Origin of the sequence: Enterobacter cloacae complex sp. CARB60 (assembly GCF_036487345.1) — a bacterium.
Lineage (GTDB): Bacteria > Pseudomonadota > Gammaproteobacteria > Enterobacterales > Enterobacteriaceae > Enterobacter > Enterobacter asburiae_D.
Window position 1 is genome coordinate 3,854,686 of the sequence record NZ_JAZKLC010000002.1, and the last position, 18,522, is coordinate 3,873,207.

Genomic DNA, 18,522 nt, shown 5'->3' on the forward strand with positions numbered 1-18,522 from the left:
TGTGCTAATCATTGAAACCCTGCCGCTGCTGCGCCAGCATATCCGTCGTGCGCGTCAGGAAGGTAAACGTATCGCACTGGTCCCGACCATGGGCAACCTGCATGACGGCCATATGAAGCTGGTCGATGAAGCAAGAGCCCGTGCAGATATCGTGGTGGTCAGTATCTTCGTTAACCCGATGCAGTTTGACCGCGCCGACGATCTGGCACGCTATCCGCGCACCCTGCAGGAAGATTGCGAGAAGCTCAAAAAACGTCATGCGGATATTGTCTTCTCTCCGGCACCGTCGGACGTGTATCCGCAGGGTACGGAAGAGGCCACTTACGTTGACGTACCGGGCATTTCCACCATGCTGGAAGGCGCAAGCCGTCCGGGTCATTTCCGCGGCGTGTCGACCATCGTTAGCAAGCTGTTCAACCTGGTGCAGCCGGACGTTGCCTGCTTCGGTGAGAAAGATTTCCAGCAGCTGGCGCTGATCCGCAAGATGGTCGCCGACATGGGTTACGACATTGAGATCGTCGGTGTGCCCATTGTGCGTGCTAAAGACGGTCTCGCACTCAGCTCCCGGAATGGCTATTTGACCGCTGAACAGCGTAAAATTGCACCAGGACTCAGCAAAGTCATGAATATAATGGCAGAACAACTTCTGGCAAAAGAGCTGACCGCAGAAGAGATTATCGCCCTTGCCGAGCAGGCTCTGAACGATAAAGGTCTTCGCGCTGACGATGTGCAAATTCGAGACGCCGACACGCTGCTGGAGCTTACAGAGAGCAGCAAACGCGCGGTCATTCTGGTGGCGGCATGGCTGGGCCAGGCGCGTCTAATCGACAATAAAGTGGTTGAGCTGGCGTAGTATTCTTACCCTCCCCTCTTACGAGAGGGGCTAACGCATCATGATTAAAGGTAAACGTAATGATTCGCAAAATGCTGCAAGGTAAACTTCACCGTGTGAAAGTCACCCAGGCCGACCTGCACTATGAAGGCTCCTGCGCCATTGACCAGGATTTTCTCGACGCGGCGGGCATCCTTGAAAACGAAGCGATTGATATCTGGAACGTGAATAACGGCAAGCGCTTCTCTACCTACGCGATTGCCGCCGAGCGCGGGTCTAAAATCATCTCCGTTAACGGCGCGGCAGCACACTGCGCGGACGTGGGTGATATCGTCATCATCGCCAGCTTTGTGATGATGTCCGATGAGGAAGCGCGCCGCTGGCAGCCAAAGGTTGCCTACTTTGAAGGCGACAATGAAATGAAACGCCTGGCGAAAGCTATTCCGGTTCAGGTTGCCTAACCCTTTCTTGCTTATCATTATATTACCCGAGACATAACTTCGGGTAATATAATACATAAGGCCAACAAATTAATAAGCCAAACAAATACAAATTAATTATAACTCCCTCCCCCTGTTAATTCCGCCCCACCAAAATTAAAAAAACCTTCATTATCATTAACCTATAATAAACATCTTTTCTTAAGAACTGTTTAAGTATTTCTAATGGATGTCGCCGTTTCATAAATCTCATGCATCATTTAGAATCCCCTTCCCGAAACATTAGTTCGGAAAGAACATAGAATTACAAATGTTCAATTTTCAGCATTCATAAATATGGATATTAAAATGTCTTTTAATAAATTAGGTTTGGCAACAGTAGTAGCAATGGTTCTGAGTACAGGTTCTGCAATGGCAGCTGATCCAATTCCTTCCGACACGGGCACTATTACTTTCCACGGTATGGTTTCTAACAATACCTGTAAAGTATCTCTGGATCAGAAAATCGGCCAGGATGGTAATGATTTCGACGTTAACCTGGCTACCGTATTTGTAAAAGATTTCAGCTCTCCATTAGGCGCAACCAGCACCCTGGGTGAAAAGAAATTCGCTCTGACACTGACTGGCTGCGATCCTCAGACTGTTAAGAAAGCTTCTGCACAGTTCGATTCCTGGGCGGGCTCTTCTTCCACTTCCGGCGGTCTGCTGGTTCCACCAACAAACATCCAGGGTGCTGCTAAAAACGTCAACCTGGTTCTGTCAAACGATGGCAACTCCGCTACCGATCAGATCAAATTCGATCAGACTAACAACACTCAGAAAGCAACAGTGGATGCAACTGGAGCAGGCGCACTTTACTACCGCGTAGCTTACACCCAAGGCCAGAGCTGGGATGCAACAAATAACCCAGTATCTGCTGGTATTGTTCAGGCGCAAGCTGCTTTCACTATGATCTACGAATAATTAAGAACATAGTTTAAAAGCATGATTCATCCCCTGACATCCGTCGGGGGATTATTGATATCATTCCAACAGGAAGTGGAAAAATGTTCAGCACGTCATTTTATAAGGGATTAAAAGTCGCTTGCCTCACTACTGCAGTATTTGCATCATTCCAGGCAAGCGCAGATATCGTTATTTCTGGCACCCGTATTGTTTATCAGCAATCGCAGAAAGATGTTATTGTATCTTTAGATAACCGCGGTAAAAAACCGTTATTGGTACAATCATGGCTCGATGATGGTCGTGATGACACCAATCCACAAGAATTAAAATTACCGTTTATTATTACTCCCCCCGTATCCAGAATTGATCCACAAAAAGGTCAATCTGTTCGTATTTCTTATTTGGGCGGAGCATTACCACAAGATCGCGAGTCTTTATTCTGGTTCAACGTGCTTGAAATCCCACCAAAATCAAAAGTAAAAGATGGTGAAAGCCCAAACCAGCTCCAACTGGCGTTTCGCACACGTATTAAACTCTTTTTCCGTCCAGACGGCCTGAAAGGCACTCCTGGCGATGCTGCATCTAAAGTAACGTGGTCGCAGCAAAAACAAGGTAATACTTATAACCTTGTTGCTCATAACAACTCACCTTATAACGTATCTATTTCGAACGTAACGTTGAAGTCAGCAGATAAAACTTATCAGGTTAATCATAAATCTATTTTACCATTTAGCACACAAGCCATGCAGGTAAAAGGGTTAAATACCACAGTTGTTGGTTCTGTATCTTACGAAACCATTAATGACAATGGTGGCTCTGATACTTTCGAAGCCAAAGTGAATTAATAACCAAAACGCAACCATATTATAAATATAAAACGTTTGAATGCTGCGAAGCATTCGAACGGCGACTTGTCTGGATGAAGCATGCTATTTCAACGTTCACTCTTATGCCTCGCAATCTGTGCAGCATTCCCTCTGTATGCCAGCGAGAATGGAAAAAAAAATGTAGACACCGCTTCCGAATCAGAATCGGCCATTGAATTTAATGACCAATTTCTTATCGATAATGGTGGCAGTATCAACGTTGAGCGTTACGCTTACGGTAACCCAATTTTGCCAGGTACTTACCGTGTAAAAGTGAATTTGAATGGCAATTCAAAATCCACGGTTGAGATGACATTTAATGATAATAAAACGCCACGTGCTTCTGCGTGTCTGACAAAACTCATCTTGTCTCAATCGGGTATAGATACCAGCAAATTAGGTGATGACATCAAGAACGATGAAGCGTCCTGTGTGGATATTAAGAAATATTACCCAGGTGCTTCTGCGAATTTTGATACTAGTAAGCAGGAAATGGATCTTCACTTCCCGCAGATCTATGTGCTTAAACTTCCGGCAGGATATGTCGACCCCTCTTTATGGGATGAAGGCGTTCCCGCAGGATTGCTCTCATACGATCTCAACACATGGCACAGCGAATCAAACGGAACAAACTCTGATACCGCCTATGCCGGATTGCGCTATGGCCTGAACATGGGAGCCTGGCGTTTACGTTCTCGCGGCAGCATGAACTGGGATAGCGACAACGGTTCACACTATTCAAGTCAGGATATTTACCTACAGCGAGACATTACACCGCTTAACGCACAGATAGTCATGGGTGATTCCTACACGCGTGGCGACACCTTTGACTCGGTGAGCCTGCGTGGTGCGCGTATGTTTAACGATGACCGCATGCTGCCGCAAGGTGCTACTGGCTATGCGCCCGTGATTCGCGGTGTAGCAAACAGCAATGCTAAAGTTAGCGTAATGCAAAGTGGTAACAAGATTTACGAAACCACCGTTCCTCCGGGTGCTTTTGAGATCAATGACCTCAGTACAACAGGCTATGGCAATGATTTGATTGTAACCGTAGAGGAAGCTGATGGAAGTAAACGGACGTTTACCGTTCCGTTCTCCTCGGTAACGCAAATGCTCCGCCCTGGCTCCAGCCGCTGGGATGTGGGTTTGGGTGAGCTGAACGATGATTCGCTGCACGACAAACCAAAGGTTGGTTACGCAACCTATGCGTATGGACTGAATAATACCTTTACCAGTTATGTTGGCGCGCAATATACAGATATGGATTTCTACGCTGGCCTGCTTGGCCTGGCAATGAACACCCGTATTGGTGCGTTTGCATTCGACGTGACTCAGTCTTATGCCGATATAGAGGGGCTGGACACGCTTAAAGGACAGAGTTATCGACTGACCTTTAGCAAAATGCTGGAAGCGACCAACACCTCGCTGAACGTGGCAGCCTATCGATTCTCAACAGAAGATTATCTCAGCCTGAATGATGCCGCCTCTTTGCAGGACAGTATTCATCACCGGGAATACGGCAATCGTTCCTATGACAGCAATGCTCAACTTTATGCTGACTATCAGCGTACCAAAAATCAGGTACAGGTAAGTCTGAGTCAGCCGTTGAATGTAAACGGTGACGAGTACGGTTCTCTCTATATAAGCGGTACCTGGCAGGATTACTGGAACGATAGCAGTTCAACCTCCGACTATAACGTGGGCTACAACAATAGCTTTGCCTACGGAAGCTACAGCGTTTCACTCCAACGTACCTATAGCGAATCGGGTGAACAGGATGACAGTGTTTACGTCAACCTCAGCATTCCGTTCAGCGTTTTTGATAAAGACCGCATGCAGTCTGGTGGGTTTAATAACGTCAACATGAGCCTGCGCTCCGATCTAAAAGGCGGTACCAGCTTCAACTCTACCGCGAGCGGTAACACCAAAAACAGTGACGTGAATTACTCCGTCAGTGCTTCCTCAAGTGGAGGAAACTACGGCAATCTAAACCAGATTAGTGGTTTTAGTTCCTGGAACAGTCCATACGGTCCTCTGGGTGTCTCCGCGTCCTTTAGCGATGACAACAGTAAGCAATATTCTGCGAGTTACAACGGCGGGATGGTTGTTCACTCTGGGGGCGTTGTATTTACGCAAGGCAGTATTGGCGAAACGGACTCACTGGCGTTGGTAAAAGCGAGTGGCGCGACGGGTGCTCGCCTGGGTTATGGTCAGAGCCGGATTAATAGCTCAGGCTACGGAATTATGCCGTATATGTCCGCCTACAGAGAAAACCGGGTATCAATTGATATCAGTACCCTCGAAGCGGATGTCGAAATTAAAAATACAAGCGCAGTTGCGGTGCCCCGCAATGGCTCAGTTGTATTAGTGAATTTTGAAACAGACGAAGGTCGTTCACTTGTACTGGAATTACAGCGTTCTGATAACGGCTTTATTCCGTTGGGTGCAGACGTTCTGAATGAAAAAAACGAACCTATCGGAACAGTAGGCCAGGCTGGGCAAGCATATGTACGCGGCGTAGAAGATAAAGGTGCACTTCGAGTGGTATGGGGAAATGAAAGCAGGAGTTCTTGCACCGTGCATTATCAGATTCCAGCAAATGCCAGGAAAGCGGGCCTCACCACCATTCTGAACAATCAACTGTGCCAAATGTAATCGTTTCGATAACAAGGAAATATATCCATGGGAAATAATATGAAGAAACAACGCGGCGGTTATTCATTAATCGCATTGGCAATGTTAGCGATGTCGGGATCTGCTGCGGCAACCGATCTCAACGTTAACTTCACGGCCAATATTCGCGAAACGACCTGTGATATGAAACTGGTTGGTGCCGTTGGTGATGATACTAAGCAAACATTAACTATTGGTGATGGTAACGGCCAGGTGCGTCTCGACAGCATCAAAGCAGGTACCGCAACGGGTAGTTTTAAACTTGCGATTACTGAATGTCCAGAAAGCCTGAAATCCCTTAAAACCACCATCAAAGGTACACCATCAGGTGATCTTCCTACAGCCATAGTTAACTCTATTACGGCATCATCGGGAGGAGGAGATTTTACAGCTGTAAGTATCTCTCGTGCATCAGCACCTACAACCTGGTTCACGATAAACTCTACAACCGACGCTGAGCGTCTGGTCTGGAGTACGGACGAAATTAAAAATAAAGAAGTTCCTCTTCTCGCCACAATTCGAGAAACCCAGTCTAATAAAGCTACAGCAGGTTCATTCCTGGCCGTTGCAACTTTCGAATTTACCTATGAATAATTTGCGTTGAGCAACGGAGCACAATCATGAACTTTAACTTTGCTTTTATTGCCCTGTCCGTTTCAGCCACCTTATTCGCTGGTATGGCAAATGCAACCATTTCTGGTGTAACGAGTGCTGAACTGACCATCAAAACTCAAATCACCACAGGCACTTGTCAGGCAACCACACAAGACGGAGCGGGTACAACTACCAGCACAGTGGCATTTGGCGATACATTTAAATCCGATCTGGTGAACAAAACCCGTGTTGAACCGCTGACTATTAAGCTCACTAACTGCTCAGGAGTAAGTAAAGCTACCGTTCAGGCAAAACCAGGTTCTGGTGGAGTCTGTAGCGGAGACAGTGCTGATGGTGACTCATATTCCGGCGGGTTGAATACGGGCTTCGAAATCTGGTCAGGTGAAGTAGATAGTGGCGTGTTGATGTCGTGTAAGACACCACCAGCAGCGCAAGAAGTCACCATTACTTCAGGTGCAGGACAATTCCCGATGAAGTCTCGTATCGTTGTTGCTAAAGGAAAAACTATCTCCGATGTAGGTACCGGTGCAGTGACAGCACCAGTCACCTTTGTCGTGACTTACCCATAATTTTCTTCAGTAAAGAGTATACACATGCGCCAATTACCGTTTTTATTACGCCAGCCCGGTCTTGTGTTGCTAGCGGGGCTGGCTATTATGACCCTGCCTGGCGTAAGCCAGGCAAGCTCTGGGCTCGACGTTAATCTTACAGCCAATATTGTTAATAGCACCTGTAAATTAAGCGTTGAAAATGGAGGAGAAATATATCTCCCCAACGTTATGCGCAGTTGGTTTTATAATTCAGATGGAAGCGACCGCTTTACTCCTACCGATGAAGCAGGCGGCACACCTTTTAGCATCCACGTCGATGATTGCTATGGAGATAGCAGCAGCACGGCTAAAAAACTGAATTTTAGCTTTTCTCCACAATCTGGTTTCTGGCCTGGGCAAAACCAGGTATTTAAAAGCGACGAGACGGCCGCCGGGGCGGCAAAAAACGTCGGTGTGGTTGTTTTTTCGAGTGCAAAAAAAACTAACGTTTTAAACAGTGATGGTACGTCAAAAGTCGTATATGACGTGACCGGTCAAGGTACTGCATTTTTAACGGATTATCAGTTCTATGCCCGATATCAGAATATTGGAATAGTTTCTGGTGGTATCGTTACCAGTAAAGTGCGGGTTGACGTCACTTACGAATAATAAACAGAACAGGAAAAGGATGAGAATGTTCAACGCCTTGAGACAGAGTTTCAATTTTAAATTCCCAATGGCATTTGCCATTACGAGTTTATTATTACTCATGAGCCAGACATGCTGGGCTGGTGAGTGCCGAATGAATGATGGATATGGCGGCACAACCACATTGATTAATTCCGAATACTCAGGTGGTACGATACGTCTTCCCCCACCGGGTAATTATATCAGTGAGCTGTTTACCGTTAACCTGACGCCTGGCATTCAGGCCAAATGTGGTGCAGGAAACGATGGTTATGACCTCATGTCACAAACAAACCCGAGCTTGCTAGTGGGAAGCCATTATCACGAGGCTATGTTTGAAACAAATATTCCTGGAATCCATTATTCCGTAAGAGTCCACACTGACGAAAACGATGGCGGCAAGGGAGCCTATTTCGGAATGAATACTACGGGTTGGGTCAACGTTTCTCCGTCTCAGAATTCAGACCCCTGGGATGGGAAATGGATTAACACGTCAGTTCATATTTTTATTGATGATGGTTACATAGGTAATCCGAATAAAGAAACCGTAATAAAACCGAAAGCAGGAACCTTGGGTAAAATGTCGATTGGCGATCCAACTGATAGCAATAACCAGCCATGGACATTTGTTGTTAATGAGAATTCATTCCAGATTCCAATTGTTCTTCCAACCTGCGACACTGCAATACTATCAAATGGCACTAACACTGTTGACCTGGGAGAATATTATGTTTCAGATATCAAGAATAATCGGGTTAAGGATGTTCCTTTTTCCATTAATTTGGATAACTGCACCAGCGTAGCAAAATTTACGACCAAACTCACCACGACAAAATTAACCGGAACTAAGAATGACCTTCTGGGGAACACCCTGTCGTCCGGAGCTGAGGGGGCTGGCGTGAAAATAATGTATAACGGGACGTCCCAACTCATGCCGAATAACCCTAGCTCAACATATGTCATAACGGATTACTCCACGCCTGGTTCACAGCAAATTAATTATGTTGCCCAGCTGGTAGCCAATGGCAGTACAGTGAAGCCGGGCTCGTTTAAAGCCACAGGTGTGTTTACCCTCTCTTACGATTAACCCTCATCCCTGCGGCTGATTACTGATCAGCCGCGACATCGTCTCCAGCGAATCCGTTCTTAAGATATACAGGCGCTTCAGCAAGAACGGATTATCCCCCGGCTTCACCTTCCCTTTCACCGTCGTTACCGCCAGATGAAAACCGGCGTCGTTCGCGGCTTTTATTGCTTTAGTGTCGTAACCGCCGAATGGATAAGAGAGATACAGCACGCGCGGGTTGAACTGCGCCAGCGCCCGGCGCGAGCGTTCAAAATCGAACAGGATCACGTGATAGCTGCGGCTCAGTAAAATCGGGTGCTTATTGCCGTCCACGCGGTGCAGAAAATGCGTGTGGGACTGGATATCAAACACATCCTGTATGCCCTTAATCTCCGACACGCTCATAAACTGCAGCGATTTAGGGTCCCACTTCTGCGGATGCCCCTTGATGCGCGATGAAATGATAAACGCCGTGGCGTTAAAGCCATACTCCTTCAACACGGGATAGGCGTAGCGGCTTACCGATTTCAGGCCATCATCAAACGTGATCACGACTGCTTTCGCGGGCAGGTTCATTTTGTTACGCACGTACCCTTCGAGCTGGTACATCGTCAGGGTGGTATAGCCCTGATCGCGTAACCACGCCATCTGGTTGTTGAACGCGCGTACGCTTGTCGTCGTGGACGTATGTCGAAAACGGGTGTTCTCTTCATCACGCAAAATATGATGGTAGGTCAGAATCGGAAGTCCGTTATCTTCCTGTGCATCCAGGCTGCTGATCCACGCCAGACGGTTGCCGATGCGGATCTGGAACCAGGTCTGATTCAGGCGGTCTTTCAGTTTGTTCAGGATCGGATAGCGCAGATTGGCGCTTAACGTGCCGAACGGTGCGCTACCGCTGGAAGGCGCGTTATACACCGGCGTGTCTTTCCAGGTAATCAGGTTCTGATTGCTCAGGGGCTTATTGAGATCCCCGAGGCTGTCTTCGACGCGCTGTTTCCCCTGAACCGGCTCCAGATGCCCCTTATCGATAAAACCCGTGCCAAAACCGAAGCGAAATTCGTAGTAGTCCGCCGCCGCGGGCACAACGGCCAGGATCTGCCCGGCGCGCACGTTACCCACGTTGATCACGCCGTTCCCCACCTGCGCCCAGATCGCCGCATCTTCGGTGGTTTGCATATACTGGGCTGGCAGCGTTTGCTGGCTGAGTAAACTGGCTGAGCTGACGCCGGGAATGAGCATCAATAGCAAGAAAAGAATACGCGGTAGCATGGTGTCTTAATCGGTGCGGGAAACTGCCGCTATTGTAACAAATGAGACATCAATACCAACGTTTAATTCTTATACAGGTCGTGGAGCAGGACGAAGGGAGGATTTTTTTGCTGCTGATGCCACAAGCTGCTGACGCCAGGCACGCCCTGCGCCACGATGGCATGGCGAAACTCAGCGCTGCTTAATGATTCACGCTGTGGATACATTAACGCCAGCAGGGCGAAGTTGATCCCCGAGATGACTTCACAGCACGCATGTTTATGGCTCAGCAAAGCGGCTACACGGTAAGGCGCCGCGCCCGATTTGTCGGTCAAAAAAATCACGCCATCGCCGGTGTCGGTTTCATGCAGGGCATCACACATCATTCGACTGAGCATATTGGTGCTCAACCCGCGCCAGTAATTTACCGCCCGGCACTGCGCCAGCGGGCCAAATTTGGCTTCAAGCTTATCCAGCATTTCCTGCGCCTGTTCATCGTGGCAGGTGATTACCCATCCCAGCATAACTCTCTCCTTAGCAGGCAAGTAGTTTAGCGGAGTGAAGGTTAGCTTTCGGTGATAACTGTCAAAGAAAATGCCCGGCAAACAGAATGTCGCCGGGCAAAAGATTAGCTGCGCAGACCGCGTCCGCGCTGGATCAGATACCAGCACAGCAGGTAGAAGGCGATGATGAATACCACCAGCACCGCCACCGTGGTAAACAGCGGCACGTCAGTGATGCCGAGGAAACCAAAGCGGAAGCCGCTGATCATATAAACAATCGGGTTCAGGTGCGACAGCGCCTGCCAGAACGGTGGCAGCAGCGTCAGGGAGTAGAACACCCCGCCGAGATAGGTCAGCGGCGTCAGCACGAAGGTCGGGATCAGGCTGATGTCATCAAACGTTTTGGCGAACACGGCGTTCAGCAGACCGGCCAGAGAGAACAGGATCGCCGTCAGGAGCAGCGTCAAAGCGACAAACAGCCACGAGTGGACCTGGAACGGCACGAAGAACAGCGAAATCGCCGTGACCAGGATCCCCACGCACAGCCCGCGCGCCACGCCGCCGCCGACATAACCCGCGATAATGACGTGCGTCGGCACCGGGGCCACCAGCAGCTCTTCAATATTACGCTGGAACTTGGCGCTGAAGAATGACGACGCCACGTTGGCATAGGCGTTGGTGATCACCGCCATCATAATCAGGCCCGGCACGATAAACTGCATATAGGTAAAACCGTGCATCTCACCAATCCGGGAACCAATCAGGTTACCGAAGATAATGAAATAGAGCGTCATCGTGATGACCGGCGGCACCAGGGTTTGCACCCAGATCCGCATAAAGCGGTTAATCTCTTTCGCCCAGATGCTTTTCAGCGCGACCCAGTAAAGATGCGTCATGCCTTGTCTCCTTGTTTGTCATGTACCAGAGAGACAAACAGCTCTTCCAGTCGGTTCGCTTTGTTACGCATACTTAAGACCTGAATCCCCTGCGCGCTCAGCTGCGAGAACACGCTGTTGATCCCCTGCTCGCGCAGCACTTCCACTTCCAGCGTCGAGGTATCCACCAGACGGTAGTTGTACCCTTCAAGTTTTGGCAGCGCGCTTTTTGCCGCCAGATCGAGAATGAAGGTTTCTGATTTCAGCTTGGAGAGCAGATTCTTCATCGAGGTGTTTTCCACCAGCTCGCCGTGCTGAATGATGCCGATGTTGCGGCACAGCATTTCAGCCTCTTCAAGGTAGTGGGTGGTCAGAATAATGGTGGTGCCTTTGTCGTTGAGATCCTTCAGGAAGCCCCACATAGAACGACGAAGTTCGATATCGACACCCGCTGTCGGTTCATCGAGGATCAGCAGCTTTGGCTCGTGCATCAGCGCACGGGCGATCATCAGGCGGCGCTTCATCCCGCCGGACAACATGCGCGCACGTTCGTTACGCTTTTCCCACAGGTCGAGCTGCTTGAGGTATTTTTCGCTACGCTCCAGGGCCTCTTTGCGCTCAACGCCGTAATAACCCGCCTGGTTAACGACAATTTGCTGCACCGTCTCGAACGGGTTGAAGTTGAACTCCTGCGGAACCAGCCCCAGTTGGCGCTTGGCGTTCACCACATCTTTTTGCAGGTCATACCCAAAGACGCTCACCCGGCCGGACGTTTTATTGACCAGCGAGCTGATAATCCCAATGGTGGTCGATTTCCCCGCCCCGTTCGGCCCCAGAAGCGCGTAAAAATCGCCGGCCTCTACTTTAAGATCTATTCCGCGTAGCGCCTGAACGCCACCCGAATAGGTTTTTTTAAGCTGCTCAAGCTCCAGTGCAATTGCCATGAAATTAACTTACCTTCAGTTCTTACACACGTCGTGTGGTTTCATTAAAAGTCGGGTTACCCTATAGTAGCGCAACGCAATAACTCGGTTACAGGTCGCTAACCTCCATGAACAACATAGATACACTCATCAGCAATAATGCACTATGGTCAAAAATGCTGGTGGAGGAAGACCCCGGATTTTTTGGAAAACTCGCGCAGGCTCAGAACCCACGCTTTCTCTGGATTGGATGTTCCGACAGCCGCGTACCGGCGGAGCGCCTGACCGGCCTTGAACCCGGCGAACTGTTTGTTCACCGTAATGTCGCCAATCTCGTGATTCACACCGATCTCAACTGTCTTTCTGTTGTTCAGTATGCCGTGGACGTTCTGCAAGTCGAGCACATCATCATTTGCGGCCATTACGGCTGCGGCGGCGTGCAGGCGGCGGTTGAAAACACGGAGCTGGGGCTCATTGATAACTGGCTACTGCACATCCGCGATATCTGGTTCAAACATAGCTCACTGCTGGGCGAAATGCCGCAGGAGCGTCGCATGGATACCCTTTGCGAACTCAACGTGATGGAGCAGGTGTATAACCTGGGCCACTCAACGATCATGCAATCAGCGTGGAAACGCGGGCAGAAGGTCTCTATCCACGGCTGGGCGTACGGTATTCACGATGGTCTGCTGCGCAATCTGGAAGTGACCGCCACCAACCGCGAAACGCTGGAGCAGCGTTACCGTTCGGGGATTGCCAACCTTCAGCTTAAGCACGTCAATCATAAATAAGTGCCCGTTAAAAAGCCGGGTGGCGGCTACGCCTTACCCGGCCTACATGTGCCCATTCGTAGGCCCGGATCGCTGCGCGCCACCGGGCAACAAACAGCAACTACTCGTCCAGCAATACCACTTTCCCAACATACGGCAGATGACGATAGCGCTGCGCGTAGTCAATGCCGTAACCGACGACGAATTCGTCCGGAATCGAGAAACCCACGAACTCTACCGGCACCTGCACTTCACGACGGTCAGGTTTATCCAGCAGCGTACAAATCGCCAGAGATTTTGGCTCACGCAGGCTCAGGATCTCGCGCACTTTTGACAGCGTGTTGCCGGAGTCAATAATGTCTTCAACGATCAACACATCTTTGCCACGAATATCTTCATCCAGGTCTTTCAGGATTTTCACATCACGGGTGGTGGACATGCCGCTGCCGTAGCTGGAAGCGGTCATAAAATCGACCTCATGGGGCACATGCACTTCACGGCACAGGTCTGCCATGAACATGAAAGAGCCGCGCAACAGACCGACCAGCACCATTTCGCTGCCGCTGTCCTTGTAATGTTCGGTGATTTGACGACCCAGTTCGGCGATACGCGCTTTGATCTCGGCTTCCGGGATCATCACTTCAACAGTATGTTTCATATTACTAACCAAATGATTTTAATGAAAATCTTTCAATGCAGGTGAATTTATTTCCGGCATCGATACGCAAGCCAGCCATTATATCAGCAAATGGATAAGCCTGGCGTATGAGTTATAAAAAGCAAATATTGTGATTCCGATCACACTTGTTAATACCTATAATTAGTTGCTAGCAAATTATTAACAAAAACTGACGAGTACACTTTCTATGGCTGAAACAAACTCTAAACAGCCGCGTCTACTGGTGACATTAACAGCCGCGTTCGCAGCCTTCTGCGCGCTGTATCTGTTAATCGGTGGCGTCTGGCTGGTCGCTTTAGGCGGCTCCTGGTACTACCCAATTGCGGGTCTGGTTATGGTTGCCGTAACCGTCCTGCTGTTGCGTAGAAAACAATCTGCACTGTGGCTGTATGCCGCACTCCTTCTTGCCACCATGATCTGGGGCGTCTGGGAAGTCGGTTTTGACTTCTGGGCACTGACGCCGCGCAGCGACATCCTGGTCTTCTTTGGTATCTGGCTGATCCTGCCGTTCGTGTGGCGTCGCCTGATTGTGCCTTCCAGCGGTGCTGTGGCGGGCCTGGTTGTTGCCCTGCTGATTACCGGCGGCATTTTGACCTGGGCCGGTTTTAATGACCCACAGGAGATCAACGGTACGCTGAACGCGGAATCTACGCCTGCTGCGGCTATCTCGCAGGTGGCGGACGGCGACTGGCCTGCGTATGGTCGTAACCAGGAAGGTCAACGCTACTCTCCGCTGAAGCAGATCAACGCGGACAACGTTAAGAACCTGAAAGAAGCCTGGGTATTCCGTACCGGCGACCTGAAGATGCCGAACGATCCGGGCGAGCTGACCAACGAAGTGACGCCAATTAAGGTCGGCAACATGCTCTACCTATGTACGGCGCACCAGCGTCTGTTCGCGCTCGACGCGGCCACCGGTAAAGAGAAATGGCACTTCGATCCGCAGCTGAACTCTAACCCGTCCTTCCAGCACGTCACCTGCCGTGGCGTCTCTTACCACGAAGCGCGCGCCGAGAATGCCAGCCCGGAAGTCATCGCCGACTGTCCTCGCCGCATCATGCTGCCGGTGAACGATGGCCGTCTGTTCGCCATCAATGCCGAAACGGGCAAGCTGTGCGAAACCTTTGCCAACAAAGGTATCCTGAACCTGCAGACCAACATGCCGGACACCACGCCGGGTCTGTATGAGCCAACCTCACCGCCAATCATCACTGATAAAACCATCGTGATTGCCGGTTCGGTAACGGATAACTTCTCCACGCGTGAAACCTCCGGCGTCATCCGCGGTTTCGACGTAAACACCGGTAAACTGCTGTGGGCCTTTGACCCGGGCGCGAAAGATCCAAACGCGATCCCGTCGGACGAGCACACCTTTACCTTTAACTCGCCGAACTCCTGGGCACCGGCGGCGTATGACGCGAAGCTGGACCTGGTCTACCTGCCGATGGGTGTGACCACGCCGGATATCTGGGGCGGTAACCGCACGCCGGAGCAGGAGCGTTATGCGAGCGCTATCGTGGCGCTGAACGCGACCACCGGTAAGCTGGCGTGGAGCTACCAGACCGTCCATCACGATCTGTGGGATATGGATATGCCGTCCCAGCCGACGCTGGCGGACATTACCGTTGACGGCAAAACCGTGCCGGTGATTTACGCTCCGGCCAAGACGGGCAACATCTTCGTCCTGGATCGCAGCAACGGTAAGCTGGTTGTGCCAGCACCGGAAAAACCGGTTCCGCAGGGCGCGGCGAAAGGCGATTACGTCAGCAAAACCCAGCCGTTCTCTGACCTGAGCTTCCGTCCGAAGAAAGACCTCAGCGGTGCAGACATGTGGGGTGCCACCATGTTTGACCAGCTGGTGTGCCGCGTGATGTTCCACCAGCTGCGCTATGAAGGCATCTTCACGCCGCCGTCTGAGCAGGGCACGCTGGTCTTCCCGGGTAACCTGGGGATGTTCGAGTGGGGCGGGATCTCCGTCGACCCGAACCGTCAGGTGGCGATTGCCAACCCAATGGCGCTGCCGTTCGTTTCCCGTCTGATCCCACGCGGTCCGGGCAACCCAATGGAGCAGCCGAAAGATGCGAAAGGCAGCGGTACCGAAGCCGGCATTCAGCCGCAGTACGGCGTACCGTTTGGCGTGACGCTGAACCCGTTCCTGTCTCCGTTTGGTCTGCCGTGTAAACAGCCTGCCTGGGGTTATATCTCCGGTCTGGATCTGAAAACTAACCAGATCGTATGGAAAAAACGTATTGGTACACCGCAGGACAGCATGCCGTTCCCGATGCCGGTTCCGGTGCCGTTCAATATGGGTATGCCAATGCTGGGTGGCCCAATTTCCACCGCCGGTAACGTGCTGTTCATCGCGGCAACCGCAGATAACTACCTGCGCGCGTACAACATGACCAACGGTGAAAAACTGTGGCAGGGCCGTCTGCCGGCCGGTGGACAGGCCACGCCGATGACCTATGAAGTGAATGGCAAGCAGTACGTTGTCATCTCTGCGGGCGGTCACGGTTCGTTTGGCACGAAGATGGGCGACTACATCGTCGCGTATGCGTTGCCTGACGAAAACAAGTAACTGAAAAAGCCGGGTGGCGGCTACGCCTTACCCGGCCTACGGAAAGATGCAAAACGGCAACCTTGGTTGCCGTTTTTGTGTTTGTTACCTCTCCCCGTGGGAGAGGGCCAGGGTGAGGGCATCAGGCCGCACTGTTTTAAACAGTGAAACCGAGCATCATCCCCGTATCCTCATGCTCCAGCAGGTGGCAGTGCGCCATATAGGCAAACTCCTTCGGCGCGTCGTGGTCAAACTTCACCAGCACCTCGCTGACGCCGCCTTCCACTTTCACCGTATCTTTCCAGCCCGCGCGGTGCGCATCCGGCGCTTTGCCGTTCTCAGAAAGAATGCGGAACTGGGTACCGTGGATGTGGAACGGGTGCAGCATCATGTCCCCTTCGCCTGAAATCACCCAGCGCTCAAACTGCCCTTTCGCGGCAGCAAACATCGGCGTGTTCATGTCGAACGCTTTGCCGTTGATCGTATTGGCGTTGTGGAAATCAAAGCCGTGATCGCCGTGATTCATGTTCCCCATGCCGCCCATTTTGCCGTGGTCCATATTCATGTGGCCCATCATCTGCCCGTGGCGCATCCCCGCCATCGCCTTATCGCCATATTTCGCCATCAGCGCCTGCATGCCCATCATATCGAGCATCGGGTTCATGGAGAGCTGCAGCTTGCGTTGCGTAAGCCCGTCAAGCGACGGGAGTGCTGGCAGCGTGGTTAACGTATCAGGCAGCGTGCCGGAAGCGGCCACCAGCAATGGCTGAATACGCAGCACCGGATGCGGCTTATCAAACGGTGCGACCGCCATCCCCATCTGGCTAACCGGCAGCGTTACGAGGTCAAACGGCTTGCCGTCGCTGATATCCACCAGCACCTCAAAGCGTTCCCCCATGAGCATCGGCAGCTCGCTCACCTTCACCGGCTCCGGCAGCAGGCCGCCGTCGCTCGCTACCACGTACAGCGGCCGTTTATCGCTGGTGGCGAAATTGAGCGAGCGTGCGTTACAGCCGTTGAGCAGGCGCAGGCGCAGCCAGCCTTTCGGCGCCGCGTACTGCGGGTAGATAGCGCCGTTGGTCAGCAGCGTGTCGCCAAACCAGCCTACCGCCGCACTCATCACGTCCAGCTGGTAGTCAATTTGCCCGTCAGCGTTGAATTTCTTGTCCTGCACAATCACCGGAACGTCATCGATGCCCCACTGTTTCGGCAGGCGCAGCAGACGGCTTTCGTCGTCTTCAATCAGCACCAGCCCCGCCAGTCCCATAGCCACCTGATGGCCCGTTTTGCCATGCTGATGCGGGTGGAACCAGCAGGTCGCCGCGCGCTGGTCAGGCGTAAAGGTGACGCTGCGCGTGCCGCCCGCTTTGATTACGCCCTGCGGCCCACCGTCCACCTCGCCCGGCACTTCCAGCCCGTGCCAGTGCAGCGTCGTCTCTTCGGCGAGCGTGTTGTGGATATCCACCGTCACCGCTTTCCCTTTACGTAGCTGAAGCGCCGGACCGAGCAAATTGCCGTTATAGCCCCACGTCGTGGCGTTGTGCGCGCCAAACATCGTTTTACCGGCCTGAACCACAAGCTGGATACGGCTGCGGGCGTCAGCGGTCAGTAAGTCAGGAATGGGTAAGGCAGGCCTGTCAGCCGCGAAAACCGCGCGGCTCCAGAGAGGTAATGCGCTGGCAGCCCCCAGCACAGCGGAATATTTTAAAAAATCACGACGTTGCATGTTCATTTCCTTATTTCCAGCAGGCGATCTTTTGAGCATAAACCCTCCCCTTACCGGAAGGTCAAGTCAAGCGGCAATAATAAAGATCGTCGCACCGGCATCAAGTATGCTAACGTTAATTTTCCGTGAAGAAGTGGTAGAAGCAATGAAGACGTTTTTCAGGACAATTTTGTTCGGTAGCCTGATGGCAATGTGTGCGAACAGCTATGCGCTAAGTGAAAATGAAGCGGAAGATATGGCCGATTTAACGGCGGTTTTTGTATTCCTGAAAAATGATTGTGGCTACCAGAATTTACCCAACGGGCAAATTCGCCGCGCGCTGGTCTTTTTTGCCCAGCAAAACCAGTGGGATCTCAGCAACTACGACAGCTTCGACATGAAGGCGCTCGGCGAAGACAGCTACCGTGACTTAAGCGGTATTGGTATTCCCACTGTCAAAAAATGCAAAGCGCTGGCTCGTGATTCACTCAGCCTGCTCGCCTACGTGAAATAACCTTCCCGACGCCCCCTGTTGAACCTCTGACCGTGCAACCACGGTTAGAGTTAGCTATCATGTTTCGCTCATTTTTTGTGAGCGTAATGGA

The 18,522-nt window shown here is 51.3% G+C and carries 18 protein-coding genes; 12 read left to right on the forward strand and 6 right to left on the reverse strand.

The features are described 5' to 3' along the window. The first annotated feature begins 1 nt into the window (after position 1). The 9 genes from panC (at position 2) to V4835_RS19600 (ending at position 8,675) form a co-directional block, all read left to right on the forward strand. Positions 2-853, forward strand: coding sequence for a pantoate--beta-alanine ligase (panC, locus tag V4835_RS19560; RefSeq protein ID WP_331413341.1), 852 nt, complete (start codon positions 2-4; stop codon positions 851-853). Positions 854-912: 59 nt separating this feature from the next. Next, positions 913-1,293: an aspartate 1-decarboxylase gene (gene panD, locus V4835_RS19565; RefSeq protein WP_063145164.1), complete on the forward strand. Its 381-nt coding sequence runs from the start codon at positions 913-915 to the stop codon at positions 1,291-1,293. 327 nt (positions 1,294-1,620) lie between these two features. Continuing rightward, positions 1,621-2,235 (forward strand): fimbrial protein, encoded by a 615-nt coding sequence (locus V4835_RS19570; RefSeq protein ID WP_331413343.1) that lies wholly within the window; start codon positions 1,621-1,623, stop codon positions 2,233-2,235. An 83-nt stretch (positions 2,236-2,318) separates the two neighbouring features. Continuing rightward, positions 2,319-3,062, forward strand: a complete 744-nt coding sequence (locus V4835_RS19575; protein WP_331413345.1) for a fimbrial chaperone — start codon at positions 2,319-2,321, stop codon at positions 3,060-3,062. A gap of 81 nt (positions 3,063-3,143) precedes the next feature. Further along, positions 3,144-5,738 (forward strand): outer membrane usher protein, encoded by a 2,595-nt coding sequence (locus V4835_RS19580; protein ID WP_331413347.1) that lies wholly within the window; start codon positions 3,144-3,146, stop codon positions 5,736-5,738. Between the two features lie 27 nt (positions 5,739-5,765). After that, positions 5,766-6,350 carry a fimbrial protein gene (locus tag V4835_RS19585; RefSeq protein WP_331413348.1) on the forward strand — a complete coding sequence of 195 codons (585 nt, stop codon included), beginning with the start codon at positions 5,766-5,768 and terminating at the stop codon, positions 6,348-6,350. A gap of 26 nt (positions 6,351-6,376) precedes the next feature. Further along, positions 6,377-6,940 carry a fimbrial protein gene (locus V4835_RS19590; RefSeq protein ID WP_331413350.1) on the forward strand — a complete coding sequence of 188 codons (564 nt, stop codon included), beginning with the start codon at positions 6,377-6,379 and terminating at the stop codon, positions 6,938-6,940. Positions 6,941-6,964: 24 nt separating this feature from the next. Then, positions 6,965-7,570 carry a fimbrial-like protein gene (locus tag V4835_RS19595; RefSeq protein WP_331413351.1) on the forward strand — a complete coding sequence of 202 codons (606 nt, stop codon included), beginning with the start codon at positions 6,965-6,967 and terminating at the stop codon, positions 7,568-7,570. Positions 7,571-7,595: 25 nt separating this feature from the next. Beyond that, entirely contained in the window at positions 7,596-8,675 is a 1,080-nt protein-coding gene (locus V4835_RS19600) for a fimbrial protein (RefSeq protein ID WP_331413353.1), read from the forward strand. 3 nt (positions 8,676-8,678) lie between these two features. Here the strand turns inward: V4835_RS19600 and V4835_RS19605 are convergent, their stop codons facing one another. The 4 genes from V4835_RS19605 to V4835_RS19620 all read right to left on the reverse strand — a co-directional run bounded on the left by V4835_RS19605 (position 8,679) and on the right by V4835_RS19620 (position 12,227). Next, positions 8,679-9,926 (reverse strand): polysaccharide deacetylase family protein, encoded by a 1,248-nt coding sequence (locus V4835_RS19605; protein WP_331413354.1) that lies wholly within the window; start codon positions 9,924-9,926, stop codon positions 8,679-8,681. A gap of 62 nt (positions 9,927-9,988) precedes the next feature. Further along, entirely contained in the window at positions 9,989-10,429 is a 441-nt protein-coding gene (locus V4835_RS19610) for a PTS sugar transporter subunit IIA (RefSeq protein ID WP_063143373.1), read from the reverse strand. Positions 10,430-10,533: 104 nt separating this feature from the next. Further along, complete coding sequence (locus V4835_RS19615; RefSeq protein WP_023334536.1) at positions 10,534-11,304, reverse strand: ABC transporter permease; 771 nt, start codon at positions 11,302-11,304, stop codon at positions 10,534-10,536. Further along, complete coding sequence (locus V4835_RS19620) at positions 11,301-12,227, reverse strand: ABC transporter ATP-binding protein (RefSeq protein ID WP_048974999.1); 927 nt, start codon at positions 12,225-12,227, stop codon at positions 11,301-11,303. The genes V4835_RS19615 and V4835_RS19620 overlap by 4 nt, the downstream gene beginning before the upstream one ends. Before the next feature lie 107 nt (positions 12,228-12,334). On the opposite strand from V4835_RS19620, the gene can reads away from it, so the two are divergent. Continuing rightward, positions 12,335-12,997: a carbonate dehydratase gene (gene can / locus V4835_RS19625; RefSeq protein WP_008501947.1), complete on the forward strand. Its 663-nt coding sequence runs from the start codon at positions 12,335-12,337 to the stop codon at positions 12,995-12,997. A 100-nt stretch (positions 12,998-13,097) separates the two neighbouring features. Here can and hpt read toward each other — a convergent pair whose 3' ends face one another. Next, positions 13,098-13,634, reverse strand: a complete 537-nt coding sequence (hpt, locus tag V4835_RS19630) for a hypoxanthine phosphoribosyltransferase (RefSeq protein ID WP_008501948.1) — start codon at positions 13,632-13,634, stop codon at positions 13,098-13,100. Positions 13,635-13,842: 208 nt separating this feature from the next. On the opposite strand from hpt, the gene V4835_RS19635 reads away from it, so the two are divergent. Next, complete coding sequence (locus tag V4835_RS19635; RefSeq protein ID WP_331413355.1) at positions 13,843-16,233, forward strand: glucose/quinate/shikimate family membrane-bound PQQ-dependent dehydrogenase; 2,391 nt, start codon at positions 13,843-13,845, stop codon at positions 16,231-16,233. Positions 16,234-16,369: 136 nt separating this feature from the next. Here V4835_RS19635 and cueO read toward each other — a convergent pair whose 3' ends face one another. Beyond that, the gene (gene cueO / locus V4835_RS19640; RefSeq protein ID WP_331413356.1) at positions 16,370-17,938 is read right to left on the reverse strand and encodes a multicopper oxidase CueO; all 1,569 of its coding nucleotides are present in this window, start codon (positions 17,936-17,938) and stop codon (positions 16,370-16,372) included. A 145-nt stretch (positions 17,939-18,083) separates the two neighbouring features. On the opposite strand from cueO, the gene V4835_RS19645 reads away from it, so the two are divergent. After that, positions 18,084-18,431 carry a YacC family pilotin-like protein gene (locus V4835_RS19645; RefSeq protein WP_063143386.1) on the forward strand — a complete coding sequence of 116 codons (348 nt, stop codon included), beginning with the start codon at positions 18,084-18,086 and terminating at the stop codon, positions 18,429-18,431. Positions 18,432-18,522: the final 91 nt, after the last annotated feature.

Bases quoted from the DNA above. Each gene is read 5' to 3' on its own strand.
- V4835_RS19600 (WP_331413353.1), top strand. From the start codon at position 7,596: ATGTTCAACGCCTTGAGACAGAGTTTCAATTTTAAATTCCCAATGGCA.
- panD (WP_063145164.1), top strand. From the start codon at position 913: ATGATTCGCAAAATGCTGCAAGGTAAACTTCACCGTGTGAAAGTCACC.
- V4835_RS19595 (WP_331413351.1), top strand. From the start codon at position 6,965: ATGCGCCAATTACCGTTTTTATTACGCCAGCCCGGTCTTGTGTTGCTA.
- V4835_RS19575 (WP_331413345.1), top strand. From the start codon at position 2,319: ATGTTCAGCACGTCATTTTATAAGGGATTAAAAGTCGCTTGCCTCACT.
- V4835_RS19635 (WP_331413355.1), top strand. From the start codon at position 13,843: ATGGCTGAAACAAACTCTAAACAGCCGCGTCTACTGGTGACATTAACA.
- V4835_RS19620 (WP_048974999.1), bottom strand. From the start codon at position 12,227: ATGGCAATTGCACTGGAGCTTGAGCAGCTTAAAAAAACCTATTCGGGT.
- cueO (WP_331413356.1), bottom strand. From the start codon at position 17,938: ATGCAACGTCGTGATTTTTTAAAATATTCCGCTGTGCTGGGGGCTGCC.
- V4835_RS19585 (WP_331413348.1), top strand. From the start codon at position 5,766: ATGGGAAATAATATGAAGAAACAACGCGGCGGTTATTCATTAATCGCA.
- hpt (WP_008501948.1), bottom strand. From the start codon at position 13,634: ATGAAACATACTGTTGAAGTGATGATCCCGGAAGCCGAGATCAAAGCG.
- V4835_RS19570 (WP_331413343.1), top strand. From the start codon at position 1,621: ATGTCTTTTAATAAATTAGGTTTGGCAACAGTAGTAGCAATGGTTCTG.
- V4835_RS19615 (WP_023334536.1), bottom strand. From the start codon at position 11,304: ATGACGCATCTTTACTGGGTCGCGCTGAAAAGCATCTGGGCGAAAGAG.
- V4835_RS19590 (WP_331413350.1), top strand. From the start codon at position 6,377: ATGAACTTTAACTTTGCTTTTATTGCCCTGTCCGTTTCAGCCACCTTA.
- V4835_RS19610 (WP_063143373.1), bottom strand. From the start codon at position 10,429: ATGCTGGGATGGGTAATCACCTGCCACGATGAACAGGCGCAGGAAATG.
- can (WP_008501947.1), top strand. From the start codon at position 12,335: ATGAACAACATAGATACACTCATCAGCAATAATGCACTATGGTCAAAA.
- V4835_RS19580 (WP_331413347.1), top strand. From the start codon at position 3,144: ATGCTATTTCAACGTTCACTCTTATGCCTCGCAATCTGTGCAGCATTC.
- V4835_RS19645 (WP_063143386.1), top strand. From the start codon at position 18,084: ATGAAGACGTTTTTCAGGACAATTTTGTTCGGTAGCCTGATGGCAATG.
- V4835_RS19605 (WP_331413354.1), bottom strand. From the start codon at position 9,926: ATGCTACCGCGTATTCTTTTCTTGCTATTGATGCTCATTCCCGGCGTC.